Here is a 26,258-nt window from a genome sequence, read left to right as displayed (position 1 = left end):
TCATCACCCTGTCCCTATATTGACTACTAGTCAATCAACTTCGACTGATGCTTCTCTAGGGTATTGTACACCTTTTTCACATCTTGCGACTTTTCCTTCTGTACAAACAGCAAAGCATCATCGGTATACACAACAATCGTATTTTTCAGTCCTACAAAAGCCGTATAAATATCCGATCCGATGATCATATTTCCGTTTTCATCTACCGTATAGCCCGTCGAGCGCAGGTAGTCATACAACGATTCGAAAGACCCTAGGTCAGACCACTGAAACTGCGTGGCCACCACACGGATCTTCTTCGAGCGCTCCATCACGGCGTAATCCACGCTGATAGAAGGAATTTTCTTAGACAGGCTCTCGTCTAGGCGACCATCTTTCTGGTGTTGCCAAGCCGCCAATGCCGTGGCATACACCTTCGGCTCAAACTGCTGCAGTTCCGTCAAAAAAGTATCCGCACGGAAACAGAACATCCCCGAGTTCCACAGAAAGTTACCCCGCTCGATAAAGTCCTCCGCCGTATCGTGGTTTGGCTTCTCGCGGAAAGAAAGCACCTTATCGCCTTCATATTCAATGTAGCCGTAGCCCGTTTCCGGACGTGTGGGCTTTATCCCAAAGGTGATGATATAGCCTTCTTTCGCCTTCTCGATTCCCGTTTGTATGGCCGAATTATAATCATCTTCCCCCACAATCACGTGGTCCGATGGCGTCACCACCAAAATATCGTCCGGTGCTGCCGCAAAGGCCGCAAAGGCTATAGCTGCTGCCGTGTTTCGTGGTGTCGCTTCCACGATATCCACATACTCCACCCCTTGGCTATTCAGCACTTCTTTACTCAATTGGTAATTGTCGCAGTTGCCAACCACCATCACCTTGTTGCATAAACTGCGGTTACGAAGCACCGTCATCCCAAATAAAGATCCCTCCTTAAATAGATTCAGGTACTGCTTCGGGTTGCTCTTCCGGGATAAAGGCCATAGCCGGCTCCCAACGCCGCCCGATAATATTACGTGTACTGTATTGCTCATTTTTATTTATATATACCTGCAGCCAACCAGCTGATATCGCCACGACATCAACCAACCACCACATCATGTTGTCACTTTATCACCTCGTCACCTTGTCCCTTCATCACCTCGTCACTCCATCACCTTGTCCCTTCATCACCACATCACCTTGTCACTCCATCACCACATCACCTTGTCACTCCATCACCACATCACCTTGTCACTACTCCACTACCCCTTCAACACCTTTTCCGCTTCCTTGTCGGCCACCACTTTACGTAAGCCATGGCTAGAAAACCGGTGTGTGCGTTTGTTGTAGTGGATTTCAATACCCTCTTCCACACAGTACTTGCGGCCAGTGAAATCCTTATCGCGATATTCCTCGCCAATAAAGCGCACCTGCACATGCAGCGCCTGCAACATATCCGCTAGATCCTGCTCCGTTTCATAGGGGATAATCTCATCCACATAATGACAACCTTCCAGTTGAATATAGCGTTCCACCACCGTTTGTGTGGGTTTATTTTTTGTCGGGTCAACCTCCGATGGGTCAGTATTCAGTCCAACGATCAAATAGTCGCAGTTTCTTTTGGCTTCTTCCAGCATCATGATATGTCCCGCATGCAGCAGGTCAAAAACGCCAAATGTAATTCCTATTCTCATAGTTTTTTTGTTAATCTCATTTAAAGGTCCATTCAGCGAGAAGGTCAAAAACCGCTCGCAAGAAATGCGCTACGGCTTCCTCCGCTAAACAAACGCTACTATACTACTAAAGAATACGTCGCTTTTCGCAGCAGGCGATTCGCAACCTATCCCCTAGCCTTCTTTTTAGTTCCTTCGGCAATAGCCACCACATTGCCGTTTTTCTCGCGTTCTTTTTCCGCCACCGTGCGGCGCAGTCCCGAGCTCGAAAAACGGTGGTCGCGGCTGTTGAAATACAGCTCTATTCCCTTTTCTTCGCAATATTGGCGACCTGTAAAGTTCTTCTCTTTGTATTCATCGCCCAAGATACGAACCTGCACATTAAAAGAGCGCAAGATATCTTCCAAATCCTGTTCCGTCGCATAGGGAACAATCTGATCCACATGCTTACAGCCTTTCAGTTGTATATAGCGTTCCACCACGGTCTGTGTAGGTTTGTTTTTCTCTGGTCGATCCAAGGTAGGGTCTGTCTGCAGGCCGCAGATTAAGAAATCACACTGTTCCTTAGCATCTTCAAGCATTTTGATATGCCCCGCGTGTAGGAGATCAAATGCGGAGAAAGTAATTCCGATTTTCATGTTTTTCTGAATCAAGATTTAAATAATATCCGAAAGTTATAAGCAGCATTTTCATAAGAGTTGAAGATTCTCTACGCTTATCAACCTTCACTAATGTTTTCAACGGTTGATGTTTTTATGCCCCTAATATAAGGATTTTTAGTTTTTTTTCTTAAAAAAGCGGCATCGCCTAGATTATTTAATATAAAAATAACCTTTTTCGGCATCTAGCAATCAAAAACAAAGCCAAAACACTGGCCTTTTTAGATATTTTGGACGAGGTAAAAAACCTCAGGAAAATCTACTGTCCCACAACACCACAAGTCTCGGCGGCCTAAAAAGCAACAAAATCCCCTATAATACAATTTATTTTACAGTCGATTAACTCACTGTGAGCAGTCTTCGCCGCCATTGGCATTATACCCCCTATACCAATCCACAAAGCGCTGCACCCCTACGGGCACCAAGGTCTTGCTGGCATAGCCCAAGGCAGCCAGCTTGCTCGTATCCGCCCAAGTGCGTGGCACCTCGCCCACCTGCATCGGCAGCATCTTTTTACGGGTAGTTTTGCCCATGGCGCTTTCCAAGGCGGCAATAAAATCCGCCAGCTGCACAGGCTTCCCATTTCCCACATTCAGTATCTGATACGGATTCTCCGCCAGCTGCGGATGCTGAAGCGCCAGGTATATCCCTTGGCAGATATCATCGATGTACGTAAAATCGCGCGACATCTCTCCGTGGTTGAAGAGATGTATTTCGCGACCCTCCGCTATTGCCGAGGCAAAGAGCATAGGCGCCATATCCGGGCGACCCCAAGGGCCATATACCGTAAAAAAACGTAAGCCCGTTGTCGGCAGCTGAAAAAGGTGGCTGTAGCTGTGTGCCATCAGCTCGTTGGCCTTCTTGGTCGCCGCATAAATACTTACCGGATAGTCCACACAGTCATCCTCCGCAAAAGGCACCTTGGCATTCTCGCCATACACCGAAGAGCTCGAGGCATACAGCAAGTGTTGCACCGCCTGCTGCCGGCAGCATTCCAATACATTCAGAAAGCCCACGATGTTACTATCCACATAAGCCTCCGGGTGTTTCAGGCTGTGCCGCACCCCCGCCTGTGCCGCCAGGTGAATCACCGCATCACATTTCTCCGCCGCAAAGAACGCAGGCAGCGCTGCCCGGTCTTCAATATTCATGCGTATAAAGCGAAAGGCCCCATCGCCTACCGCCACTACGCTATTCCATTGTTTCGCATCCCGCTGTGCCAGCCCCAAGGCTTGAAGACGCGCATATTTAAGCTGCGGATCATAATAATCGTTGATATTATCCAGCCCCACAACCCGCAGCCCCTGCTCCAGCAACAGCCTACAGACATGGAAACCAATAAAACCGGCCGCACCGGTCACAAGTATTTTTTTGTATTGCATAGCGTATATGCAAGATAAAAAAAATTTCTAACCTTTTGGTTTTGAACAATCGAGCCGCGAAGCCCGTCCGCATTTCGCAAAAAAAACGTATTTTGCTGCCAAGAAAAAAGCAGCATGTCCATTAGTGAAATAGCGAAACACCTGAAGGTATCAAAATCTACCGTTTCTTTGGTAATCAATGGCAAGGCCGAAGAAGGCCGTATCAGCAAGGCATCCGCCCAGCGCATCCGTGATTATATCGAAGAGATCGGGTATAAGCCCAACGCCTTGGCCAAAAGTTTGGCCACGGGAAAGTCGCGCACCATCGGACTGATCGTGGAAAACATCGGCGATTCCTTTTTCGGACCCATCGCGCTGCATATCGAAGAATACCTGCGCAAACATGGATACCAAGTACTGTACAGCAGCACCATGGGCGACAATCAGCTGGCTGCAGAGATTGTGCAAACCATGCTGGACAAGCAGGTAGAAGGCATCATCTTGGCGCCCACCGACGCCTTGGATAGCGAGGTGGAGCGCATGCTGAAAAGCAAGATGCCCCTCGTACTGTTTGATCGCAAGATACCCAGCTTGCCGACCAACTACGTGGGCACCAACAACTATGAAGCCAGCCGAGAGGCCGTGGAGCACCTGCTGGAGCAGGGCTATGGGCATATCGGCATGGTCACCATCGCTTCTCAGCAGCCACAAATGCAAGATCGCCTGCGCGCCTACCAAGATGTGCTCGCCGAAAATGGCAGCAAAGAGCAACTGCTCTACACCTCCTTTCTGGATAAAGACGAAAATCCCGTCAAGGCCATCAGCAAATGGCTGAAGAAAAACCCAGAGATCGACGCCCTGTTTTTCAGCACCAACTATGTATGCGTAGCCGGATTGAAGGCCATGCGCAAGCTGGAGCGCGAGCAGCAGCTCGGCATCATCGCTTTTGACGACCTCGAACTGCTGGAACTCATGCGCCCGCAGATCTCCTGCATCCGGCAGCCGCTGGAAAAGATCGCCAAGGCCGTCGTGCAGATGCTTATCGAGCAACTCAGCGATAAAGACAAGGCGCCCAGCGAGAAAATTATCCGATCCAACATACAGATCCGCGAAAGTTCTTTATAAAATATTTGGAGGTTCTCCCAAAATCTTCTAGATTTACAAATAGCAAAACCGGTTTTGCTATTGTTCAACCTTTATAAATCATGTTTACGACCACTTTTTTACACGACGATACGTCCCGTTATGGACGCTGCCCGCGCCTATGAAAACATCCATCATGCTCTGCTTGGATATCGGCGGATCGCATATTGCCGCAGCCGCCCTACAGGCCGAAAACGGTAGCTACACCGCACTAAAAGAAGCCAAGGGCGATGTCGATAGCGGCGAAAGCCGCGCCTATATTTTGGCGCAATGGGATAGCGTCATCCGGCAGGTGTGGGACGCCGAGCAGCACAGCATCGAAGCCCTGCTCATTGCCATGCCCGGGCCATTCGACTATGCGCAGGGCATCTGCCTTATGGATGGCATGCACAAATACCAAGCCCTGCTGCATATGGATGTCAAGTCCTACCTCAGCGCCCACTATGCTGTTCCGGCGGCGGCCGTGCGTTTTATCAACGATGCCGAGGCTTTTTTATGGGGAGAGCTCTACCACTATCAACTGCAGGCACAGCGCGTTGTCGGCCTCACCTTGGGCACCGGCCTCGGCTCGGCCCTATATGCCGGCGACGATGTCAAGGACCTCAACTATGGATCGGCGCCTTTCCGCGAGGGCATTGCCGAGGACTATATCTCCACGCGCGGCATCTTGGCTTTTCTCCAAAGCCGTGGCATCCATAGCCTGCCCCATGTCAAAGCCCTCCTAGAGGCCAAAGGTATGGAGGCCGAGCGTAGCGCCGCCTTTGATTACCTCGCCGTTGCGCTGCAGGATTTTATACGGCAGCATATCCTGCCCCTAAAGCCAGATGCGATTGTTTTTGGCGGCAACATCGCCAAGGCGCACCCCTGGTTTTTACCCGCCGTTAAAAAGGCACTGCAGCTGCCCTGCTATGTGGCATCCTTTCAAGAATGGAATCTATTTTATGGTCTTGCTAGCTCTTATAAACAATGAAAAATGTATGGAAATATGCGCTGATCGCCTCCTTGGGGGGCTTTCTCTTCGGCTTTGAAACTGCCGTCATCTCCGGCGCCGAACAAATTATCCAGCAGCTGTGGCAGCTGGACGCCTTTTGGCATGGTTTAACGGTATCCATCTCCCTTATCGGCACCATCTTGGGCGCCCTCTTGGCCGGTGGCTATGCGGAGAAATATGGACGCAAACCGGTGTTGGCGCTTATCGCGCTCCTATACCTCTTCTCCGCCATCGGCTGTGGGCTATCGCCTATTTGGTCGTTATTTTTACTATTCCGCTTTCTAGGCGGACTCGCCGTGGGCGTCAGTTCGGTGGTTGGGCCGGTTTATATTTCCGAGATTGCGCCGGCCAAAGATCGGGGCAAGCTTACCGGTCTCTTCCAGATCATGATCGTATCGGGTATTTTCGTGGCCTACCTCACCAACTTCCTCTTTGCCGGCCTGGGCGACAATGCTTGGCGCTATATGCTGGGCATTATGGCGCTACCCGCCGCCCTCTTCTATGCGCTGCTGCGCCTGCTGCCGGAGAGTCCGCGTTGGCTAGCCCTGCACCGCGGCAGCGAGGCCGCCCATGTCGTCTTTGCGCGCTTGGGACAAGCTTCCGCTATGGCCGATAGCGCCGACAGCAGCGCTACGTCTACACCGCAGCAGGCTACATCCCTTTGGCAAAAGCGCTATAGCAAGCCTATTGTCTTCGCCGTGCTCTTGGCTTTTTTCAACCAAATGACCGGCATCAACGCCATCCTCTACTATGCCCCGCGCATCTTCGAGATGGCTGGCTTCGATGCACAGCTGGCCTACCTGCAGCCCATCTTTATTGGCGGCACCAATGTGCTCTTCACCCTGCTGGGCATGAGCATCATCGACCGTGTGGGGCGCAAAAAGCTATTGCTGCTGGGCGCCGTGGGCATGTTTGTCTTCTTGCTGCTCACCGCCTTCGGTCTTAAGGGCGAGCATTCCTCCTTTTTATTGTTCTACATCATCGGTTTTATCGGCTGCTTTGCCCTCTCGCAGGGGGCCGTCATTTGGGTCTTTCTGGCCGAGATATTCCCCAATGAGGTTCGCGCCAAAGGCTCCTCCCTCGGCAGCAGCACCCACTGGGTCTTTGCGGCCATCATCTCTTGGCTATTTCCCGTGGTGGTGGAGGGCTTTGAGCAGGGCGGTTTCTATATCTTTCTGTTCTATGCGCTCATGGTAGTCCTTTCCTTTGTTTTCATCCTGCTCCTGCCCGAAACCAAGGGCAAAGACTTGGAAAGCATGAAAGACGCCACCGGCTAAGCTTACCGCAGCCATCTAGCGGCATTAGGCCCGTGCAACAGCGGCGCCGAGGGACATCAACCATCCCTCGGCGCCGTTTTTTTTTGTTCATCCCGGCCGGTTTTTCTGGCTTCTGCGCCCAGCAGCGGCGGCTATCGGGCAGCTTTAACGCGAATGTTACCTAAAAAAATAACGGCTTTACTAGGAATTGTGAATTTTATATCTACATTTGTTAAACCGGTTTAGGCGATAAGCTAACCCGGTTTTGCTAACAGGCGAAAGCCACGATATAAACCATTTTTCATTATGATCAAAAAGTCGAAATTATTTCTTGTTGCGGGAGCTTTGCTGTTTGGGCATTTTCCTGTACAGGCGAGCATCGACAGCTTTTTATCGCGCCACATGGAGGTACAACTGTCGGTGCGGGGAAAGGTAGTCGATGAGCGCGGCAGCCCCATACAGGGGGCAACGGTGCTCGTCGTAGGCACCAGCAGCTCGGCAGTGACCGACAATAGCGGTGCCTTCAGCCTTAATGCCAAGCTGGGCGACAACCTACGCATCACCTTCTTGGGCTATCAAGATGTGATGCGACGCGTAGATGGCGAAGAGATCACCGTCACCATGTCTGCCAACAATCAATCGCTGGACGAGGTTATTGTGGTGGGCTATGGCACCACCACACGCCGCTCGGTGGTGGGCGCCGTCGATCAAATCAATGCCAAAGCCATTGAAAATAGGCCGGTGGCCAATGCTATGCAGGCCTTGCAGGGTGCCTCGCCCAGCTTAAACATACAGCAGCGCAGCATGGACCCCAACGGCAATACCATGAATATCAATATCCGCGGGATATCCACCTTAAATAGCAATGGCCCTTTGGTGGTCATCGACGGCTTGATCACCGATGTGGCGGCGCTCAATAAGCTCAACCCCATGGATATCGAAAATGTATCGGTATTAAAAGATGCTGGTACGGCGGCCATCTATGGATCGCGCTCGGCCAATGGGGTGTTGCTGGTCACCACCAAAAGTGGTAAGCGAAATCAACGCCCCCGCGTCAGCCTTTCTTCGTTGGTAGGCGCGCAGGATCCGCAGATTTTGTACGCGCCGGTGCAGGGCTACCAAAATGCGACCCTCAAAAACCTCGCGCTGACCAATGTGGGCAAGAACCCCGAGTTTACGCCCGATCAAATCCAAGATCTGTACAATAACCGCGGGATAGAGCAGTGGAACTACGACCAGATTATGCAAACGGCCTTGCAACAGAACCATAATGTTTCCGTATCCGGCGGTGGCGAAAGTTCCACCTACCTCTTTTCAGGCGGTTTTTTGGATCAACGCAGTAATTTTGTGGGCAACAGCAATTATGGTATCAAGCGCTACAACTTGCGCAGCAATATGTCTACCGAGTATGGCATCTTTAAGCTAAATACCATCCTGTCCTATGCGCGTAATAATGGTTTGAGCAGCACCGCTGGCAATGCCATTATCAACTCGTCGCGCATACCGCCCTATTATTACTACCGCATGCAGGCCGATAATGGTCGCTACCTGATCAACAATGCCTTGACCGATCAAAATCCCTTGGCCGAACTGCGGGATGGGGGCTATGTCAAAACCGACAACGACTTTTTCAACGCCAACATCGCCCTCGATGTGCGGCTGATGGACGGGCTGAAGCTCCGCGGGGTTTTCGGTGCCGATATCAATGCCGACCATCGCTTTATCCGGCGCTTGCAAGTGCCGCTCTATGCCAGTGCTGATGCGGAAAGGCCGGCCGTCAATGTCAACTCTACACGCAATACGGAAGATTTTAACGAGAAGGCGACCATGCTCAACTACCAATTGCTCCTGGATTACAACAAGACCTTTGGTGACCATGAAGTGAAGGGGCTCTTTGGCGGAACCAACGAATCCTATACGCGCCGCATCAACGAGATCAAATACCTATTCACCGATCCTATTCTAGGCACCCCCACCACGGGAACGGAGTTTGATCCCACCAGCCGGTCTTCCCTCGGAGGCACCGAAGAGATCAGCATCAGCTCCCTCATCGGGCGGCTAGCTTACACCTACGCACAGCGCTACTTTTTAGAAGCTACTTTTCGTTACGACTCCTCTTCCCGTTTTGCAAAAGTATTTCGCAACGGCTTTTTCCCTTCGGTATCTGCCGGCTGGCGCCTCTCCGAGGAATCCTTTATGCAAGCCTACAGCGAGCGGGTGGGCGACTTGAAACTGCGCGCTTCTTATGGTTCGTTGGGCAACCAAGACATGCCGGCGTATCAATTTCTAACGCGTTATGAACCTTTTAACAATAGTTACGGATTTAATAACAGCGCGGTTAGTGGCGCAGGCTTTCAGATAGGAACGGAAGATCTACAATGGGAAAAAACAGCCAATTTTAATGTGGGGGTAGATGCTTCATTTTTGCACAACCGTCTAACCGCAAGCTTCGACTATTTCCACAAGCACACCACCGATATTTTGATTACGCCAAGAACACCGGCTGTTTTTGGCACCCAATTGAGCAAACGCAATATCGGCCAAATGAATAACCAGGGCTGGGAGTTGGTGTTGGCCTACAACCTGCGCACCGGCGAAGCGCAGCATAACTTTTCGGCAAATATCGGCGACACGCACAACGAGGTCACCTATTTTGAAGGAAAAGAGCAGTTCTCGGAGGCCGATCGCATTCGCAAGATTATCCGCGAAGGCTTGCCAATCAACGCTTATTACGGCTATAAGGTGCAAGGTTATTTCCAAAATATGCAGGAGATCGAAACGGCTGCCCTACCCGTGGGTACCAGCTCCTCGGATCTGCAGCCCGGCGATGTGCGCTATATAGACCGCAACAACGATGGTGTCATCGACTCCAAAGATCGCTTTGTGCTGGGCCACGCCTTTCCACGCCTTACTTTTGGCTTTACCTACGACCTGAAGTTCAAAAATTTCGATTTCAGCATGTTTTGGCAGGGAGTAGGCAAGCGCGATATGATGGTGCGCGGCGAGCTGGTAGAGCCTTTCCACGAAAACTATTCCTTTACCATTTACCAACATCAACTGGACTATTGGACACCGACCAACACCGATGCCGCATGGCCTCGCCTCACGGCGGCCGGGTCACCCTCCACCAGCAACAACTACCAAATGGAGTCGGATATCTACCTGTTCAACGGGCGCTATGCGCGTCTCAAAAACCTGCAGGTGGGCTATTCCTTGCCGCAGGGCTGGGCCAATCGCCTACACCTGCAGCGGGCACGCATCTTTGCCAATGCGCAAAATTTGCTCACGCTTAGCATGAACTCTTGGATCGATCCAGAATCGTCTGAATTTGATAGTAACATGAGCGGTAGCGCCAACAGCGCTCGTAACTACCCCACCTTGAAATATTATGGTTTGGGCTTAGATATACAGTTTTAACAGCATGACAATGAAACGAATTATTCACTTTCTATATAGCGGCGGTCTCTTGTTGGCTAGCTTGTATTCCTGCAATACCATGGATCCACTGCCCACCGATGACTTTACCGATGCCAACTTTTGGCAGTCGGCCGCCAATGCCGAGCAGATGGTCAATATGGCCTACAATCAAATGTATTCGGCCGACAAGATGTTTAACGATGAGGCCCTTAGCGATAATATCTTTGAAGGGCGTTCCAATACAGATCAACGCAGCATTCGCAATGGTATGCCTATGCCTACGCTGGGGCGTTTCGCTTCCGAGTGGGGCGATGCCTATGGCGGACTAAAAACCGTGCATGTGTTCTTGGCCAATGTAGATCGCGTGCTAGATGCTAGCGACAGCTGGAAACAGCGAAAAATAGCGGAGATGCGCTTTATCCGGGCCTTGATCTATTTTAGGTTGGTCAACTTCTACGGCGATGTGCCTTTCTTTACCGAAGACATCAGCCTGGAGGAGTCGGAACAAATTGCCCGCACGCCCAAAGCTACGGTGATGGCCTTTATCCATACCGAACTTTCGGCCATCAGCAGTATGCTGCCTAGCCGCAATGAACTGCCTAATGCCGATCGCGGCCGCATCACCAAAGGCGCAGCCATGGCTTTTCAGGCGCGTGCCTACCTCTATGAAAGCAACTGGCAGAAAACGGCCGACTACTGCGATAGCTTGATCAATGCGCAGGGCAGCTACGGCAACTATGCGCTCTTCCCTAGCTATACCGGCCTCTTTGAAGCGGCCAATGAATACAATGAAGAGGTTATTTTGGACTATGCGCAACTGCCCATTTTGAAAACATGGGGCAAGCTCTACGATGCCGCGCCACTATCGGCCGGTGCCCGACTGAATGCCTACGCGCCCTTGCAGAGCTTGGTCGACAACTACTTGATGCTAAACGGCAGCTCCATTCAGGGCAATGCCAGCTACAATGAAAACAATCCCTACGTCAATCGGGATCCGCGCTTAACGGCTACGCTGGTGCACCATGGCGCGCAATGGGTCAATTTTGATGGATCAACACGCACCATCTACACACGCCCCGGCACGGGAGGCAGCGAGCAAGAGCGCATGGATGTGTATAGTGGCCCTGCGGCCAACGCTTCGCCTACGGGCTATTATGTGCGTAAATATTATGATCGCACAGCCACCGAGGTGTTCCAGTCGGGTCTAAACATCATTATGTTTCGCTACGCGGATGTGCTATTGATGTATGCCGAGGCCAAGCAGCAGCTGGGTCAACTGGATGCCGCGCTGTGGAACCAAACCATCCGCCCCATCCGGGCACGGGCTGGCTTTGAGGCGGCTGCCGCGCTGGACTTTCCTGCAGGGCTAAGCAACGAAGCGATGACTACGCTCATCCGCAACGAGCGTCGCAGCGAACTGGCTTTGGAGGGCTTGCGCTACTTCGATATCATCCGCTGGAAAGCGGGCAAAACCTACCTGGATGGGCCGGTGTATGGTGCAAAATTTGCCAACGGCAACAACAGCTACATCCGCCTCGATACGCGCCGCTTTGACGAGAACAGGGACTACCTCTGGTCGCTGCCGCAAGTGGAGGTCGACTTAAACAACAACTTATTGCCGAATAATCCCGGCCATGCTAACTAATCTATAATCTAAGCAATCATGAAAAGAAATTTCATTTTTATTTGGCTATCTGCCCTGCTCGCTTGCTTTGGAGCTTGCAAAACCGATGATATGAACTATACCGACGTGCAGGTTACGGCCGTCAACAGCCTCTTCGAACCGCTTGACAACAAGTCGGTGAAGTTGGTCAGCTCCAGCACGGCTTCCCTATTTTTCGAATGGGAGGCGGCGCTCAGCGAAGACGGCGGCGCTCCTTTGTATGAGGTGCTGTTTGACAAGGTGGGGGGCGATTTCTCGAAGCCACTCTACAAGTTGATGTCCAACAACAATGGCTTCGCCAACAATGCCTATGTCACGCACAAGGTGCTCAATGCGGTGGCCATCTCCTCGGGCGTCAATCCGGGCGAAAGCGGCGAGGTGCAGTGGACGGTGGTTTCCTCCCGCGGCATCAACCGGGTACAGTCGGCGGTGGTGCGCAAGCTCAACATCAGCAGCTTGGAGGGTTTCGCCGATATTCCAGATGAGCTCTATGTGTCGGGCGAGGGCTCAGAAGGCGGAACGGCTGTCGCTACGGCCTTGCCGTTCAAACAAACGGCAACCGGCGAATTTGAGATCTACACCCGCCTAGAGGCAGGCAAGAGCTATGTGTTCCTCGACAGGAAGGATGTGAATGCGCGCCGGTTCTTCACGGACGATCAGGTGAAGCTGAAAGAAGCCAGCGAAGAAACGAGCATGCAAGTCAGCCAAACGGGCGTTTACCGCATCCTGCTGGACTTTAATGTGGCCACGGTCAGCTTTACGGAGATACGCTCCATAGGCCTTTGGTTCTCGCCCGAAAACAAGATTTTGTTCAACCTACCTTACCAAGGAAAAGGCATCTGGAGCGGCACGGGTGTCGTCACCTTCCGTCAAGAGGGATGGGGCCGAGACGAGCGCTATAAATTTCAATTAAGCACGTTGGTCAACGGCAACACGGTGGTTCAGCAATTTGGCGCGAAAAACCCAACGGATAGCCGCCCAACAGCGGCCAGCGACCCTTCCTATTATCATTTGAAGCTGCTCAATGCGGTCACCCAGTGGGATGATAAGTGGAAGTTTGATGGCGCCGTGGATGGCAAGTCGACCACGATTAGCGTCATCCTGCAGGGCGATAAGGAGTATACACATACGGTTAAAGTAAACTAAACCCTGAAGCACATGAAATTTGGATCTATAGCACTTGTCTGGCTTGCCCTGCTTACCTCGGTAGGCTGCGGCAAGATCAAGGACGAGTACCAGTTTAACGACGAACTGCCCGTCTCCTGGGAGGAGATGGCCCGCCGCAGCACGGATACGCTGATCCGCCAGTTTTGGAACGAGGAGGGCTACTTCAACTATGGCAGTGATCGCTCGGACCTCGGCTTTCAATATTGGCCCAATGCGCATGCCATGGACGCTGTGATCGATGCCTACCTGCGCAGCAACGACCCCAAATACCGCGCTTACTTCGAGCCTTGGTTTGAAGGGGTGCGGGTAAAGAATGGTGGCAATTATTACAATGTGTTCTATGATGATATGGAGTGGAATGCGCTTACTTTCCTGCGCCTCTACGAAATCACGAAAGAGCAGCAATATATGGATGCTACGCTCCTCCTTTGGGAGGATATCCTAAAAGCTTGGAACACGGAATATGCCGGCGGCGGGCTGGCCTGGCGCAAGGATATGCGCTATTCCAAAAATGCCTGCTCCAATGGGCCGGCGAGCATCTTGGCGGTGCGCCTCTACAAGCTCACCAAGGAGGAGGCTTACCTCGACTGGGCTAAGCGCATCTACGAATGGCAAAAGGATGTGCTTTTTGATCGGGCAACGGGTGCCGTGTTTGACAATATCAACGGCGAGACGGATGTCATCAACACGGTGGCCTTGACCTACAACCAAGGTACGTTTCTAGGCACGGCGGTCGAGCTTTTTGATGTCACGCAGGATCCGCTTTATATGAACGATGCGCAGAAAACGGCCAACTATACCATCTCCAAATGTATCGATGCGAGCAGCAATGTGCTGCGCGACGAGGGTAGCGGCGATGGGGCGCTGTTCAAGGGTATCTTTATGCGCTACTTTGTGCAGCTGCTCGAGCGCGATGGCCTCCAAGATGCGTTCCGCCTCAAGTTTGAAAACTTCCTGCACAACAATGGCCGCGTGACTTGGCTGCAGGGGGCCGACCAAAATTTCCTGCTCTTCGGTTCTTCTTGGGCACAGCGCCCTAGCGGCGATGCGCAGCTCACGGCCCAAACGAGTGCGGCGATGTTATTCGAAAGTATTGCGTATTTTGAAAAAAAAAAGTAAATAATTAGTCATGATGATGATAAAAAAAATAGCGGGTGCTGCGCTGGCGCTCTTGTGGGCTTCTTGCCTGCAGGGGCAGCAGCTACCTAATAATGCAAACTATGCGCGAGCCACGGAAAGCTTATCCACAATCCAAGATCACTATGCCGTCAACGATGGCAAGCATCTTCTTCGGGAAACTTTTCCTTTTGACGATAGCTACAGCGCGACCTACCTAGCCGATAACAGCAATCAGCCCAAAGCCAATGCGTATTCTTACCTTTGGCCGTTCTCGGGTAGCTTATCGGCTTATGCTGCGCTGCTGGAGGCTAAGCATAATCCGGAGACCAAGCAGCATATTGATCAGGCGGTGCTGCCGGGCTTGGAAAACTATTATGATAAACGCAGCCCAGTGGGTTACGCTTCTTACATCAACAGTGCACCCCTCTCCGATCGCTTCTACGATGATAATATTTGGCTGGGTATAGACTTTGCGGATCTTTATCTCCACACAAAGGAGAAGGCTTACCTGCGCAAGGCGCAGGAGATATGGGCTTTCGTGCAGAGTGGTATGGATGATAAGCTGGGTGGTGGCATCTACTGGTGCGAACAGAAAAAGGAATCCAAGAATACTTGTTCCAACGCGCCGGCGGTGGTCTACCTCCTCAAGCTCCACGAGGCTACCAAGTCGAAGGCTTACCTGCAGCAGGCGAAGGACTTGTATGCCTGGACAAAAAAGAATCTGCAAGATCCTGCCGATAAGCTTTATTGGGATAATATCAGCCTCGCGGGTAAGGTGCAGCCGGCCAAATATCCGTACAACACGGGTCAAATGATTCAGGCGGCGGCCTTGCTGTATAAGCTGACGAAGGATAAGCAGTATCTATCGGATGCGCAGGAGTCGGCAAAAGCGGGCTTGGGCTATTTCTTCTCGCCAAAGGGCTCTTCCGCCGACTTTCCCTTACTAAAACGTAGCGACAACTGGTTTATCGCTATCATGCTGCGCGGCTACATCGAGCTGTATGGGCAGGATAAAAATCCGGAATATATCAAGGCTTTCCAAGCTAACTTGGATCATGCTTGGACGGCAATGCGCGACAACAATGGTCTCTTCGGCAAGGAATGGTCGGGGAAGGATAAAAATAGCGACAAAAAATGGCTGCTCGATCAGTTTGCTATGGCCGAGATGTATGCGCGCCTAGCGGCAGTGAAGTAAAGTGGTGACGAGGTGACATAGTGATGAAGTGACTAGGATAGCGGTAAATTAAAGATTACCGCTATCCTAGTCTACATACTATGTACTCAGTACTATATACTTTCTTGTCCCTTTCAGGGACCGATTCGTCCCTAAGCCCGGGACATGGGCGATACTTTTGTAGGGCAAAGGTTTACGGCTATGCCGTCGCGATACACTTTTGTCCCTTTCAGGGACCGATTCGTCCCTAAGCCCGGGACAGGGGCCTTACTTTTGTGGGGCAAAAGTAAGCAAAACCCTGTCGCGAATTTTTGTTGCATCCTTGTGGGGCAGTGCAAGGGCAAATGTGTACAGACGCAACAAAAATAAGGCGACGTTTGTGTTAATATTAGGCAGGTGCGGTGATTGTAGAGTTTTATACTTTGTGATAAAGTGACAAAGTGAAGAAGTGACGTTTGATTAGTGCGGTGATCCTATAATTTACCGCTACCCTTATCGCATTACGCAATATTCATTACGCTATACTGATAGTGACAAAGTGAAGAGGTGACGAGCTGATAGCGGTGATCTTAAAATTTACCACTACCCTTATCGCATTACGCAATACGCATTACGCAATACGCATTACGCAATACCATAAATAGCGATCAAAAAGCGACATCATGCGGTAACCGTTTAACGTAACTATTCCAGTCTCCTTCCAAGTGCTGGAAAACAAAGAACATGTTTGGGGAATCGAGGGATGGAAAAAGCCTAGAAATTATGTCGGAATCGCATCTAAAGCGATTCCGACGTTATTTCAGCTTTACCAAACATGTTGCTTGGTGTGCGCTGGACTTGTGCGACGAAGCACCTGAAGGAGACGAAGGGTTTTGAGCACTTTTGCCCTTCAAAAGTGCTGCCCTGCCGTGGCGAACGGCGTACTAAGGACTACATACTATTTTCCGCTAGGGTTTCCGCCGTTTACTGTGCAGCAGGCGGCTCAGCAGGTAGCTTACTGCCGCACCGATCGCGGCCATCAGCACCGTTTCGGCCATATTACTCCAGTCGAAGCTTACCCCTATGGAGCAGAGGGTACCACCTAGGGTGCCATGCTGCACATTACTGAGCGTCTTCATCGGCCTCCTCCTCTCCTTGCTGGGCAGTCTCTTGCGATTGCTCTTCTTTATGCGCTACCAAGCTATCCAATATGCCTAGGCCTACGGCCGCATATTTTAATATATGCAGCAGCTTAGCCGGTAGTTTTATGGGCGCCAGCAGTGCCACCTGCACGGCTTGGCGCATTTTTCCGATTATTGTTTTCATTTTTTTTTAAGTCAAGATTTTTGATACTTGATGTTTACAAGCGTATGCCTAGACGGCCTGCTATACGCAGCTTCCTTTCTTGGGCTAGGCATCGGGAATTACGCTGTCCGATACTATTCTTAAATACACCTCATCCCCCATATCCCATAGGGCATATACCAGCGCCTTAAGCTCGGCGAGGGCAGCCCTGCTGCCTGTTCCGGTTCCTTGCCCCGTGAGGCTGGTCACCGGCGCTATGCAGCCCATCAGCTCCGTCATGGCGTTGTTTGCCGCGTGTATCAGGATAGCCTCCCGGCGCAGCACATGGGGGATCCCAATCTGCTCGCCATTTTTAGGGTACACGCGCTTTTCTAGCCGGTAGCATCCTTCAGGAATGCAGCTGAGGCGCCGGACGTTGTTTCGATCGGGCAGTTCGATGGTATAGCAGATATGCTGTCCTTGGTAACTGATCTGCCCATTGGTTCCCCGCTCTCCGTATGTACGACGGAGAAACAAGGTATGTCTTGTTTTCATGATGTAATAGCTAAGGATGGAGCGGTAGCGCTCCGGTTAAAAAATAAGGGCAGGCACAGGGCGCTGCCCCTTTGGTTAAACATTGTTTAAATATTCGGCGGCAAGCATTACGGCCGCTAGCCTACCGCCAAACAGGATCATCGGTGCTTCCGCCGATTAACGGACCATGATCGTGACGATATCACTCCAGTCGCCTTGGCCATGGGTGTTAATGCCACGTACGCGTATCTCATAATATTGCCCGACCGACAGGGGTGCAATAATGTTCAAGCGCGAAGAGGTGGTGCTGATATGTGCACTCCAAGCTTCTTCATGTTGCTTTCTATACACACATTCATACATTCGCGCCGCTCGCTGCGGTGCAAAATCTAGCCTCACCTGCCCCGACTGTCTCCCGTCGCGCACTTTAACGGCCTCGATCTTCAGGGGTACCTCCAAAGAACTGATACCGCTACTGCTGCGGAAGCCCGAGCTAAGCAGGGTCGATAAATGCCCTTGCGCAGTGGCATTTACATAGTACCCCAGCTTTTGCAAAGCCTCTTCCAACGGCTGGCGCACTTCGTTCTTCAAGGCCGTATCCGATGGCGCTCCTCGGCGGCGTGCCGCATTCAATTTGGCCGCATAGTCATCGACCAACACTTGTACTGATTCCAAGCTCGGGCTTGGCGTTTCAAAATGTACATTGTCCGTCATGGCGCTGATAATCGTCGTTGCAGCTACCATGAGCTCGTCATCTTTCATTCGTGCAAAGTTGACAAGCACTTTAGATTTATTTGCCATTTTAATGAGCTGTACCGAGTTTTATGACTTCAAGCAGGCCAAATTCCTGTAGCGCTCCAATCATCCGCCCTAACCGTCCGTAACTCCTTTCGGTACAACACAAACGTAAAAACAAATCCGACCTCAAATGAAATTTTGACCCGATTTGAGCTAAATTGAACCGATTTGAACCGATTTGACAGAAGCGTTCCTGCAAAAACGAATATAAAGCATCCTAAATACCCAAAAACCGCCATTTTGCATATATGCAATAGGGTATTGCATATATGCAACAGATCGTTGCATGTAAACGATGATGCATTGTATATCAACAATGCGTTATTGTTTATGAACAATGAGGCTTTGCATATAAACATTATGGTATTGTTATTAGACATAAAGGCTTTGCATGTATGCAGTGTGCTATTGTTTGTCAGCCATGCACCTTTGTTGTGCAGCAACACCTTGTTGAAGATGAACAATAGCTTATTGAAGAAAAACAATAGGTCATCGTTTGTAGACGACAACCTATCGTTCATATGCAACAACGCATTGTTTTTGGGCATGTGCCTCTTGAAACAGCGCTTCTAGATCTTGCCTTTCATCCTACTCTCTTCTAAAGCCTTCAATAGATCTTCTTCAAAGTACACATCTGTTCCGATCAAACGCATAGGATTGAGGATGCCCTTCTTTAAGTTTCGCTTATACGTGACATCGGTCATGTTCAACAATTTCAACACGTCTTGCTTACTGTAAAATTTTCTTTCGGTCAAGGGTGGACGACCGACAGATGAGCTTTCTTTTTCGTTTTGTAACGCTTCAATGATCTTGCGCAGCAAGATAATAATAGTCTCTATATACTTTTTCATAATACAGATAATTGTTGTGCAACAGCGGCTTATCGAAGGTTGAGCATACCATTTCGAACTGTTGCTTGTTTATAATTCTTATTGCTTATCCACATCCAAAAGAAGGAGGCAAACGTATTCGCGGAAGATAATGTCTGGCCGGAATGATGTTTATAAACAGGTTCGGATATTGCTCACTATGAGCTAATGATCGCTGTCCGCTGTACAAGTGAATGGGCTGTCTGGGACTTGTGCATGCTGCTACCTCAGCCCCTTTGTTGGGAGAGCGCATAGTCATAAGATGCACAATAGCATCAAATAAAAATTGGCTTATTATCAGGATTATTATCATAATTGAGCCGTTTATAATGGTCGGGACTACCTACTTGACCTAGGTAAATCCAAATTCTACTGTATAAAGATAGTGAGGCTTTTCCTATGAAGGATAGTGTTTTTTTCAACAAAAGACATTTTTTTAACAAATCAAATATAGTGACATCGTGATGAGGTGACAAGGTGATGATCTGACGAGCTGATAGCGGTAATCTGCTAGTTTACCGCCATTTCCTTATCTAAATACTCTGTACTAAATACTATATACTATCTTGTCCCTTTCAGGGACTGGTTTGTCCTTAGCCAGGACAGAGCCATACTTTTTTCAAGATAAAAAAGTATGCAAAAAATCTTTGTTTCATCCATGCGATCTAACCCACCGTCCACCCCACAGCGGTTCGCTGCCTGCTAGGCTAAGATGATATTCCAAAATCCTTTTCATTGGATTTTGGAATATCATCTAATGCCTTCCCTCCCCACTAGGCCACGGCAGCAACCCGCTCGTTCCATCGCTTGATGAAACGAAAAAGCTCCGTTGATCGGTATGTTTTAAACAGGAGGTGCTCGATCGCTGTTGGGGAGTGATAAAGTGAGATGGTGATGACTGACTAGCTAATAGCTGTAATCAGCTAGTTTACCGCCATTTTCTTATCTACATACTCATTACTAAATACTATATACTTTCTTATCCCTGTCGCGAATTTTTGTTGCATCCTTGTGGGACAGTGCAGAGGCAAGTTTCTACAGACGCAACAAAAATAAGGCGACGTTGCTGTTAATTAAGGCAGGAGCGGTAATTGTATAGTTTACGACTTGGTGATAAGGTGACAAAGTGAAGAGGTGACGAGCTGATAGCGGTAATCTTATAATTTACCATGATCTTTATCTACATACTCTGTACTAAGTACTATTAAAATAGCGATCAAAAAGCGACATCATACGGTAACCGTTTAACGTCACTTTTCCAGTCTCCTTCCAAGTGCTGGGAAACAAAGAACATGTTTGGGGGAATCGAGGGATGGACAAAGCCTAGAAATTATGTCGGAATCGCATCCAAAGCGATTTCGACGTTATTTCAGCTTTGCCAAACATGTTGCTTTGTGTGGACGGGACCTGTGCGATAAAGCACCTGAAGGAGACAAAGGCTTTTGAGCACTTTTGGCCTTCAAAAGTGCTGCCCTGCCGTGGCGAACGGCGGAAGGGGTTGAGGGGGGGATAGTGATGAGGTGATAGCGGTAATCTTAAAATTTACCGCTAGCCTTATCGCATTACTCACTACTAAGTACTAAACAAAAAAGAGCAAAATAAAAAATACTTTGCTCTTCGGGATTAAATATATGTGTATATGTATAGTGTGCGGATTAATTGGCGGCTGTTCCTTCCTCCTGCTCGGAAGGCTCCTCTAAGATAGCCATTAACAAACGGTAGTACCCTTGTTCCAATCCTAATTTTGCGGCGTTTAATGCTATATTTTCCATATCGGTTTTATTTTACGTTTTTTAGTTTTGCTTATTTACAAGATTACTTTCAAAGCGCGTACCAGTTTGCCTAAAATTTTGGCATCGCGCATTTATTTAATCGCAAACAGGTATTTTGCAAAGGAGAATAGGCGAAAAGAGTGGTAGGATTGCGGAAAATACTTACATGTTCTGACTCAGGTTGACATGTGAAGATCTATCCTGTAACACTCTATTTATTCCTATCATCGATTAATTAGTATTTTGTAATGAGGGCGATCCATCACCGATTAAAAATATATCGCGTCTCCTTTATTAACAGTACGATTACTAATTCTAAGTATACAGAATTCCAAATTGATTATAACAAAAAACAACACTAGTCGTTATAATTTAGAACTTAATCAACACTAAACAAGATGAAGAATAATAACCTTTTTGACGAAGCCCCTATTGAGTCGTGGAAATACCCCTCGAATTCATATGTGAACAACAGTACTAGACGATTATTTCACAACTTGAATAAAATAGGCCAAAGCTCACAAGTTATTCTTGGGCATCAAAGCACAAATACGCTTTCAAGAAATGGCCAAATTGAAATTACGGATTCGGACATCAAAGAGGTAACAGGACAGTTTCCTGGACTTGTAGCTTATGATCTCGGATGGATCGAAAGAAAAAAAGGGAATGTATGGCTAGATGGATCTGTCGATAAGTTGATAAAATCAATTCAATACTGTCGAAAACTTGGCATTCCTGTATCACTATCTTGGCACACCCGTAATCCTACGGACGTTCAATATGACCAGAAGAACAGAGCACTTAATGGTAAAGTCAAAAACATACAAAATACCGTTGGGCAGATACTATCGGATGAAACTGTCCAGCAAACATATATCTCATGGTTAGACATATTAGCAGAGTTTTTTGGTAAACTTGTCGATGAAACCGGCGAAGTAATACCTATTTTATTTAGACCTTTCCACGAATGCTCAGGGAACTGGTTCTGGTGGGGAAATGGTCAGTGTACTGATGAAGAGTACATTAAGTTATTCCAGTTTACACACGAATACTTAACAAAAACTAAAATGGTAGATAATTTGCTTTGGATCTATAATACTGACAAGGTTAGAACGGAGGCAGAATACATGAAACGTTATCCTGGAGATCAGTATGTAGACTTTTGCTCAATAGATTTTTATGATTACGAAAATTACAGTATAGACAAATTTAAGAGCCTACTCACCAAATCATTGGACGTTTTAAGGGCTTGTTCAAAGAGGCAAAACAAAGGCTACCTGATAGCCGAAGGAGGTAAAAAAAACTATCAGGATCAAAATTACTTTACATCTAGGTGCATCAATTTCTTTCCGAAAGACCTTATATACTTTTGTTTTTGGGCTAACTCAAAAAAAAACTACTACACAACCTCACAAAGGGACCAAAATAAGGAGGATTTTAAGGTTATGGTCAAGGAGAATAAGCTGCTGTTACAAAAAGAAGTTTTAAAGCTTAAATTATTTAGCTAGAATACCCACTTGCTTGTCGACTAGAAGGCTTATAGAAGGTCTCTACGTTCTCCAAAATATCAATATGATCCAAAATTTATGGCATAATTTTTATATCTTTAGGGTACAAAATCAACCATGAAAAGACATACTTTTTATACGCTGATGGCGTCCTGCTGTCTATGCTTATCTATCTCAAAAACACAGGCACAAGTAGATCTTGTGGACAGTGTTCCCCGAAAAGGAATCTCCTTAGACTTGCAAGGTGGTTATATCAGTTCGAAGGCTGTCCCCTTTTGGATGCGCTCCAATCAATATGGATCGATTCCTTTGGAAGGTGCTTCCGGAAGTATGATTGCCCGTGCCTATCAAAACTATAAGGTGCAGGGCGAGTGGCAGGGTAAGGCTGCCAATGGCGGAACCAACTGGGACTGGGGTTATGGTCTCGAAGGACGCGCCAATATTGGTAAAGAGTTTCAAGGACAGCTGATCGATGCGCATGTGAAAGTCCGCTTTGCTATGTTTGAAGCTCGTCTGGGTCGCAGCAAGGATGTGATGGGCCTTAATGGGGATACGCTACTTACTTCGGGTAACTTCGCGGTATCCGGTAATGCACTTGGCGTACCTAAGTTTGAAATTAGTATCCCGGAATACTATAGACTGCCTTGGTTTGGGGGCTTGATCTCCTTTAAAGGAAATTTTGCTAATGGTTACATGGGGGCATATGATATGAACCCTAACGCGTTTTTAGTTAAGAATACTGATTATAGACTACAGACCTACTTGCACCAAAAATCACTTTATGTCAGACTAGGAAGACATATGGGTCCATTGCAACTATATGGCGGATTTAACCATCAAGCTCAATGGGGAGGGGAATCAGAACGTTACGGTACAGCCTTCGATCTCAATTTCCTACAAACGCTGACATATGTCACACTTGGTAAGGCATATGGAGCTAGAGGAAACCCCATTCCGCGCTCAAAGATTGGCAATCACCAGGGTTCAATAGATCTAGGAGCCTCATATAACCTAGGTGACGTGAGTATAATGCTCTACAGACAAACGTTTTATGACGTAGGAGCACTATCAAAGCTTGCGAATATAAGAGATGGATTAAATGGCCTAACATTAACAAATAATAATTTCAAAAAAACAAACAAATCGTTCGATTGGAACAAAATTTTAGTTGAGTTCTTTTATTCGAAAGATCAAGCAGGATACCCTTGGTCAAAGCCTACAGCGTCGGGAGATGAAGACTACTACAATAACTCGGAGTATTACGAAGGATGGTCCTATAATGGCGTCGGCATTGGAACTCCGCTTATTGTTACGGCCAAGAGCGTTAAACCAAATCAAGCACATTCACCAAACGACTTTTTTATTAGTAACCGCGTTATATCTGGACATCTCGGAGCAAAAGGTTACCTCTACGGTTGGAATGTAGCCACGAAAGCAACATTATCTCGCCATTTTGGAACTTATGCAACTAGTGAATTTGGCAAATCAACTGGTAGAACCTTCCATACACCACATACAGAAAGGTTCCAGCCGGTAAACCAGCTTTCTTTTATTATACAAGCCGAAAAGAAATTATTACAAAACACATTCGTAGGAGGTTCGTTCGCAGTTGATCATGGAAGACTTCTATACAACGGAGCCGGATTATTGGTTAACATAAGAAGAACGTTTTAAAAAGAGCCCGGGTGCTCTCTTTAAAACGTTCTCAATAACATCATTTACTTTATTCGCCAATTGCGTAATAATCAAATCCCGCTTGCTCGAGTAAAGCGCGATCTAAAAGCTTTCTACCATCGAAAACAAAAGACGGACGCTTCATGCCTTCTTTTATCTTTTCCCAGTCGTAAGTTTTAAATTCGTCCCATTCGGTCAACACCGCTACTGCATGCGCTCCATTCAAAGCTTCATAAGGATCGTTCACTATTCTAACCAAACGACGGTTATCCTCAGGAGATCGCGTCCCCAAATAATCTAGGTCTTTGTATATCTGTTCCGCCGTTACTTTTGGATCATATACAATTACATTGGCTTCTTCATCTAGTAAATGGTCTGCTACATAAATTGCTGCCGATTCTCGCGTATCATTCGTATCTTTTTTAAAGGCCCAACCCAAAAACGCGATACTTTTCCCATTTACGGTATTGTACATGGTCTGGATGATCTTCTCTGCAAAACGAGTTTTCTGATGATCATTCAATAAGATCACTTGCTCCCAGTATTCGGCGACTTCATATAGGTTATAGGAACGTGCTATATACACGAGGTTAAGGATATCCTTTTGGAAACAAGAACCACCAAAGCCTACAGAAGCTTTCAAAAATTTAGAACCAATACGGGTATCTTGGCCTATAGCGCGAGATACTTCGTCTACGTTTGCTCCTGTCACCTCACAAAGCTCGGAAATGGCGTTAATTGACGATACACGCTGTGCCAAGAAAGCATTGGCTACTAATTTGGACAATTCGGATGACCACAGATTCGTCGTTAATATACGCTCACGAGGCACCCAAGCTTCGTAAACTTTCACCAGAGCTTCAATAGCGTCGGCATCTTCTCCACCAATTAATACCCGATCAGGGTTGTGCAGATCGGTCACCGCTGTGCCCTCTGCCAAAAACTCGGGATTGGAAAGTATATGGAAGTTGACACCATTGCCTGTATTATCTAAAATACTCTTCAATGCCTCTGCCGTACGCACAGGCAAAGTAGACTTCTCTACAACGATCTTATCAGATGTGGCTACTGCTGCAATTTGGCGTGCACAAAGTTCTATAAACTTCAAATCGGCAGCCTGTCCCTTACCCTTTCCATAAGTTTTCGTCGGTGTATTCACGGAAATAAAAATCATGTCCGCCTCTTGGATAGCTTTATCCACATCTGTCGAGAAGAACAGGTTTCGACCGCGCGCTTCCTTAACAACTTCATCCAGCCCGGGTTCGTAAACCGGCAGATTATCTAAATCTTCATCATTCCAAGCTGCGATACGCGCCTGATTTAAGTCTACAACCGTCACTTCAACGCTGAGATTCTTTTGAGCGATAACGGACATAGTAGGTCCTCCTACATACCCTGCTCCTATACAAGTAATTTTTTTTATATGTTTCATGTTTTGATACGTCAATTACGTTTTCAAACTTAGCTTAATCACAATTTCGTCCTAGGACTTTGCAAATGGATCACTGTACCTATTCAATTTCTCCCTTAAAATTAGTCCAAAAAATGGTAAATCATCAACCATATATCTTTTCCAAAGTCTTTTTGGCTCTTTACTCATACGATAGAGCCACTCGAGCGACAAACGCTGCATCCAACGAGGCGCGCGTGTTATATTGCCCGCTTCGAAATCAATCGTAGCGCCTAGGGCCATAAACAGTCGGATGTTAGGCATTTGGTCTTTATACTTAAAAATCCACTTTTCTTGCTTCGGAGCCCCCACGCCAACAACTAAAACCGTAGCATTAGATTCATTTATCCGACGAACAATAGCTTGGCATTCCACCTCATCTTTTTCAAAGCCAAATGATGGCGACTGATAATCAACAATAATTGGTCGTCCCACTTTCGAATTAATTTTTTGGGAAGCTTTCTCCGCGACACCCTCTGCTGCCCCTAGTAAGAAGATGTTTACCTCCTTATTGCTTTTGTGATGCATGTAGTATGCTGGGAAAAATGAAGAACCTGGAATAACTTCTTTGACAGGTTTTCCTAAAAATTTTAATCCTAGCTGTACAATTTTACTATCACATATTAACCATTCTGTTTGCTTGTAGAGATTGTAAAATTCTTCATCCTTTTGTAGCTTCATAAGATGGTCCACATTCGGAGTGATAAGTACGCCTCGATCGAGTTTATTTAACAATTCTTCCATATCTACATTTAGAATTTCGGCATTAAATATTTTGATCTTATCCTGCATAT

General features: G+C 47.9%; 22 protein-coding genes. 11 read left to right on the top strand and 11 right to left on the bottom strand.

The genetic code is table 11. From position 1 onward, the window contains the following. Positions 1-26: 26 nt before the first annotated feature. From SCB77_RS13140 to SCB77_RS13125, 4 genes are all read right to left on the bottom strand, one after another. A complete protein-coding gene (locus tag SCB77_RS13140) occupies positions 27-1,025 on the bottom strand; it encodes a mannose-1-phosphate guanylyltransferase (RefSeq protein WP_320182463.1) in 999 nt (332 codons plus the stop codon). Positions 1,026-1,235: 210 nt separating this feature from the next. Beyond that, on the bottom strand, positions 1,236-1,667 hold the full coding sequence (locus tag SCB77_RS13135) for an adenylyltransferase/cytidyltransferase family protein (RefSeq protein ID WP_320182462.1): 432 nt from the start codon (positions 1,665-1,667) through the stop codon (positions 1,236-1,238). A gap of 146 nt (positions 1,668-1,813) precedes the next feature. Continuing rightward, positions 1,814-2,284, bottom strand: coding sequence for an adenylyltransferase/cytidyltransferase family protein (locus tag SCB77_RS13130; RefSeq protein ID WP_320182461.1), 471 nt, complete (start codon positions 2,282-2,284; stop codon positions 1,814-1,816). Between the two features lie 365 nt (positions 2,285-2,649). After that, positions 2,650-3,687 (bottom strand): NAD-dependent epimerase/dehydratase family protein, encoded by a 1,038-nt coding sequence (locus tag SCB77_RS13125; RefSeq protein WP_320182460.1) that lies wholly within the window; start codon positions 3,685-3,687, stop codon positions 2,650-2,652. Positions 3,688-3,801: 114 nt separating this feature from the next. Here SCB77_RS13125 and SCB77_RS13120 point away from each other — a divergent pair, with 114 nt between their 5' ends. From SCB77_RS13120 to SCB77_RS13085, 8 genes are all read left to right on the top strand, one after another. Next, complete coding sequence (locus tag SCB77_RS13120) at positions 3,802-4,791, top strand: LacI family DNA-binding transcriptional regulator (RefSeq protein WP_320182459.1); 990 nt, start codon at positions 3,802-3,804, stop codon at positions 4,789-4,791. A gap of 139 nt (positions 4,792-4,930) precedes the next feature. Then, positions 4,931-5,779 carry an ROK family protein gene (locus SCB77_RS13115; protein WP_320182458.1) on the top strand — a complete coding sequence of 283 codons (849 nt, stop codon included), beginning with the start codon at positions 4,931-4,933 and terminating at the stop codon, positions 5,777-5,779. Further along, positions 5,776-7,077, top strand: a complete 1,302-nt coding sequence (locus SCB77_RS13110) for a sugar porter family MFS transporter (RefSeq protein WP_320182457.1) — start codon at positions 5,776-5,778, stop codon at positions 7,075-7,077. The genes SCB77_RS13115 and SCB77_RS13110 overlap by 4 nt, the downstream gene beginning before the upstream one ends. Before the next feature lie 285 nt (positions 7,078-7,362). Continuing rightward, positions 7,363-10,473: a SusC/RagA family TonB-linked outer membrane protein gene (locus tag SCB77_RS13105; RefSeq protein ID WP_320182456.1), complete on the top strand. Its 3,111-nt coding sequence runs from the start codon at positions 7,363-7,365 to the stop codon at positions 10,471-10,473. Positions 10,474-10,483: 10 nt separating this feature from the next. Further along, complete coding sequence (locus SCB77_RS13100; RefSeq protein ID WP_320182455.1) at positions 10,484-12,118, top strand: RagB/SusD family nutrient uptake outer membrane protein; 1,635 nt, start codon at positions 10,484-10,486, stop codon at positions 12,116-12,118. 18 nt (positions 12,119-12,136) lie between these two features. Next, positions 12,137-13,282, top strand: a complete 1,146-nt coding sequence (locus tag SCB77_RS13095; RefSeq protein WP_320182454.1) for a SusE domain-containing protein — start codon at positions 12,137-12,139, stop codon at positions 13,280-13,282. 12 nt (positions 13,283-13,294) lie between these two features. Next, complete coding sequence (locus tag SCB77_RS13090; protein ID WP_320182453.1) at positions 13,295-14,422, top strand: glycoside hydrolase family 76 protein; 1,128 nt, start codon at positions 13,295-13,297, stop codon at positions 14,420-14,422. 10 nt (positions 14,423-14,432) lie between these two features. Next, positions 14,433-15,617 carry a glycoside hydrolase family 76 protein gene (locus tag SCB77_RS13085; protein WP_320182452.1) on the top strand — a complete coding sequence of 395 codons (1,185 nt, stop codon included), beginning with the start codon at positions 14,433-14,435 and terminating at the stop codon, positions 15,615-15,617. A gap of 926 nt (positions 15,618-16,543) precedes the next feature. Here the strand turns inward: SCB77_RS13085 and SCB77_RS13080 are convergent. From SCB77_RS13080 to SCB77_RS13065, 4 genes are all read right to left on the bottom strand, one after another. Beyond that, complete coding sequence (locus SCB77_RS13080; RefSeq protein ID WP_320182451.1) at positions 16,544-16,714, bottom strand: hypothetical protein; 171 nt, start codon at positions 16,712-16,714, stop codon at positions 16,544-16,546. Beyond that, complete coding sequence (locus SCB77_RS13075; protein WP_320182450.1) at positions 16,698-16,901, bottom strand: hypothetical protein; 204 nt, start codon at positions 16,899-16,901, stop codon at positions 16,698-16,700. Before SCB77_RS13075 ends, SCB77_RS13080 begins: the two co-directional genes overlap by 17 nt. A gap of 84 nt (positions 16,902-16,985) precedes the next feature. Next, positions 16,986-17,414: a DUF5675 family protein gene (locus SCB77_RS13070; protein WP_320182449.1), complete on the bottom strand. Its 429-nt coding sequence runs from the start codon at positions 17,412-17,414 to the stop codon at positions 16,986-16,988. Between the two features lie 156 nt (positions 17,415-17,570). Beyond that, positions 17,571-18,194, bottom strand: a complete 624-nt coding sequence (locus SCB77_RS13065) for a fibronectin type III domain-containing protein (RefSeq protein WP_320182448.1) — start codon at positions 18,192-18,194, stop codon at positions 17,571-17,573. Between the two features lie 357 nt (positions 18,195-18,551). On the opposite strand from SCB77_RS13065, the gene SCB77_RS13060 reads away from it, so the two are divergent. Beyond that, a complete protein-coding gene (locus SCB77_RS13060) occupies positions 18,552-18,764 on the top strand; it encodes a hypothetical protein (protein WP_320182447.1) in 213 nt (70 codons plus the stop codon). Here SCB77_RS13060 and SCB77_RS13055 read toward each other — a convergent pair. Further along, positions 18,761-19,042 carry a hypothetical protein gene (locus tag SCB77_RS13055; protein ID WP_320182446.1) on the bottom strand — a complete coding sequence of 94 codons (282 nt, stop codon included), beginning with the start codon at positions 19,040-19,042 and terminating at the stop codon, positions 18,761-18,763. The two genes, SCB77_RS13060 and SCB77_RS13055, sit on opposite strands and share 4 nt — an antisense overlap. Positions 19,043-21,230: 2,188 nt before the next feature. Between SCB77_RS13055 and SCB77_RS13050 the strand changes: the two genes are divergently transcribed. Continuing rightward, on the top strand, positions 21,231-22,340 hold the full coding sequence (locus tag SCB77_RS13050) for a glycoside hydrolase family 26 protein (protein WP_320182445.1): 1,110 nt from the start codon (positions 21,231-21,233) through the stop codon (positions 22,338-22,340). Positions 22,341-22,457: 117 nt separating this feature from the next. Further along, on the top strand, positions 22,458-24,014 hold the full coding sequence (locus SCB77_RS13045; protein WP_320182444.1) for a capsule assembly Wzi family protein: 1,557 nt from the start codon (positions 22,458-22,460) through the stop codon (positions 24,012-24,014). A gap of 49 nt (positions 24,015-24,063) precedes the next feature. Here SCB77_RS13045 and SCB77_RS13040 read toward each other — a convergent pair whose 3' ends face one another. Together SCB77_RS13040 and SCB77_RS13035 are read right to left on the bottom strand one after the other, a co-directional pair. Beyond that, positions 24,064-25,446: a nucleotide sugar dehydrogenase gene (locus tag SCB77_RS13040; RefSeq protein ID WP_320182443.1), complete on the bottom strand. Its 1,383-nt coding sequence runs from the start codon at positions 25,444-25,446 to the stop codon at positions 24,064-24,066. 51 nt (positions 25,447-25,497) lie between these two features. Beyond that, on the bottom strand, positions 25,498-26,256 hold the full coding sequence (locus SCB77_RS13035) for a WecB/TagA/CpsF family glycosyltransferase (RefSeq protein ID WP_320182442.1): 759 nt from the start codon (positions 26,254-26,256) through the stop codon (positions 25,498-25,500). Between the last annotated feature and the right edge of the window lie 2 nt (positions 26,257-26,258).

Origin of the sequence: Sphingobacterium bambusae (assembly GCF_033955345.1) — a bacterium.
Lineage (GTDB): Bacteria > Bacteroidota > Bacteroidia > Sphingobacteriales > Sphingobacteriaceae > Sphingobacterium > Sphingobacterium bambusae.
Note: the sequence above shows the minus strand (reverse complement) of the source record. Positions and strands in the feature narration are given on the sequence as shown.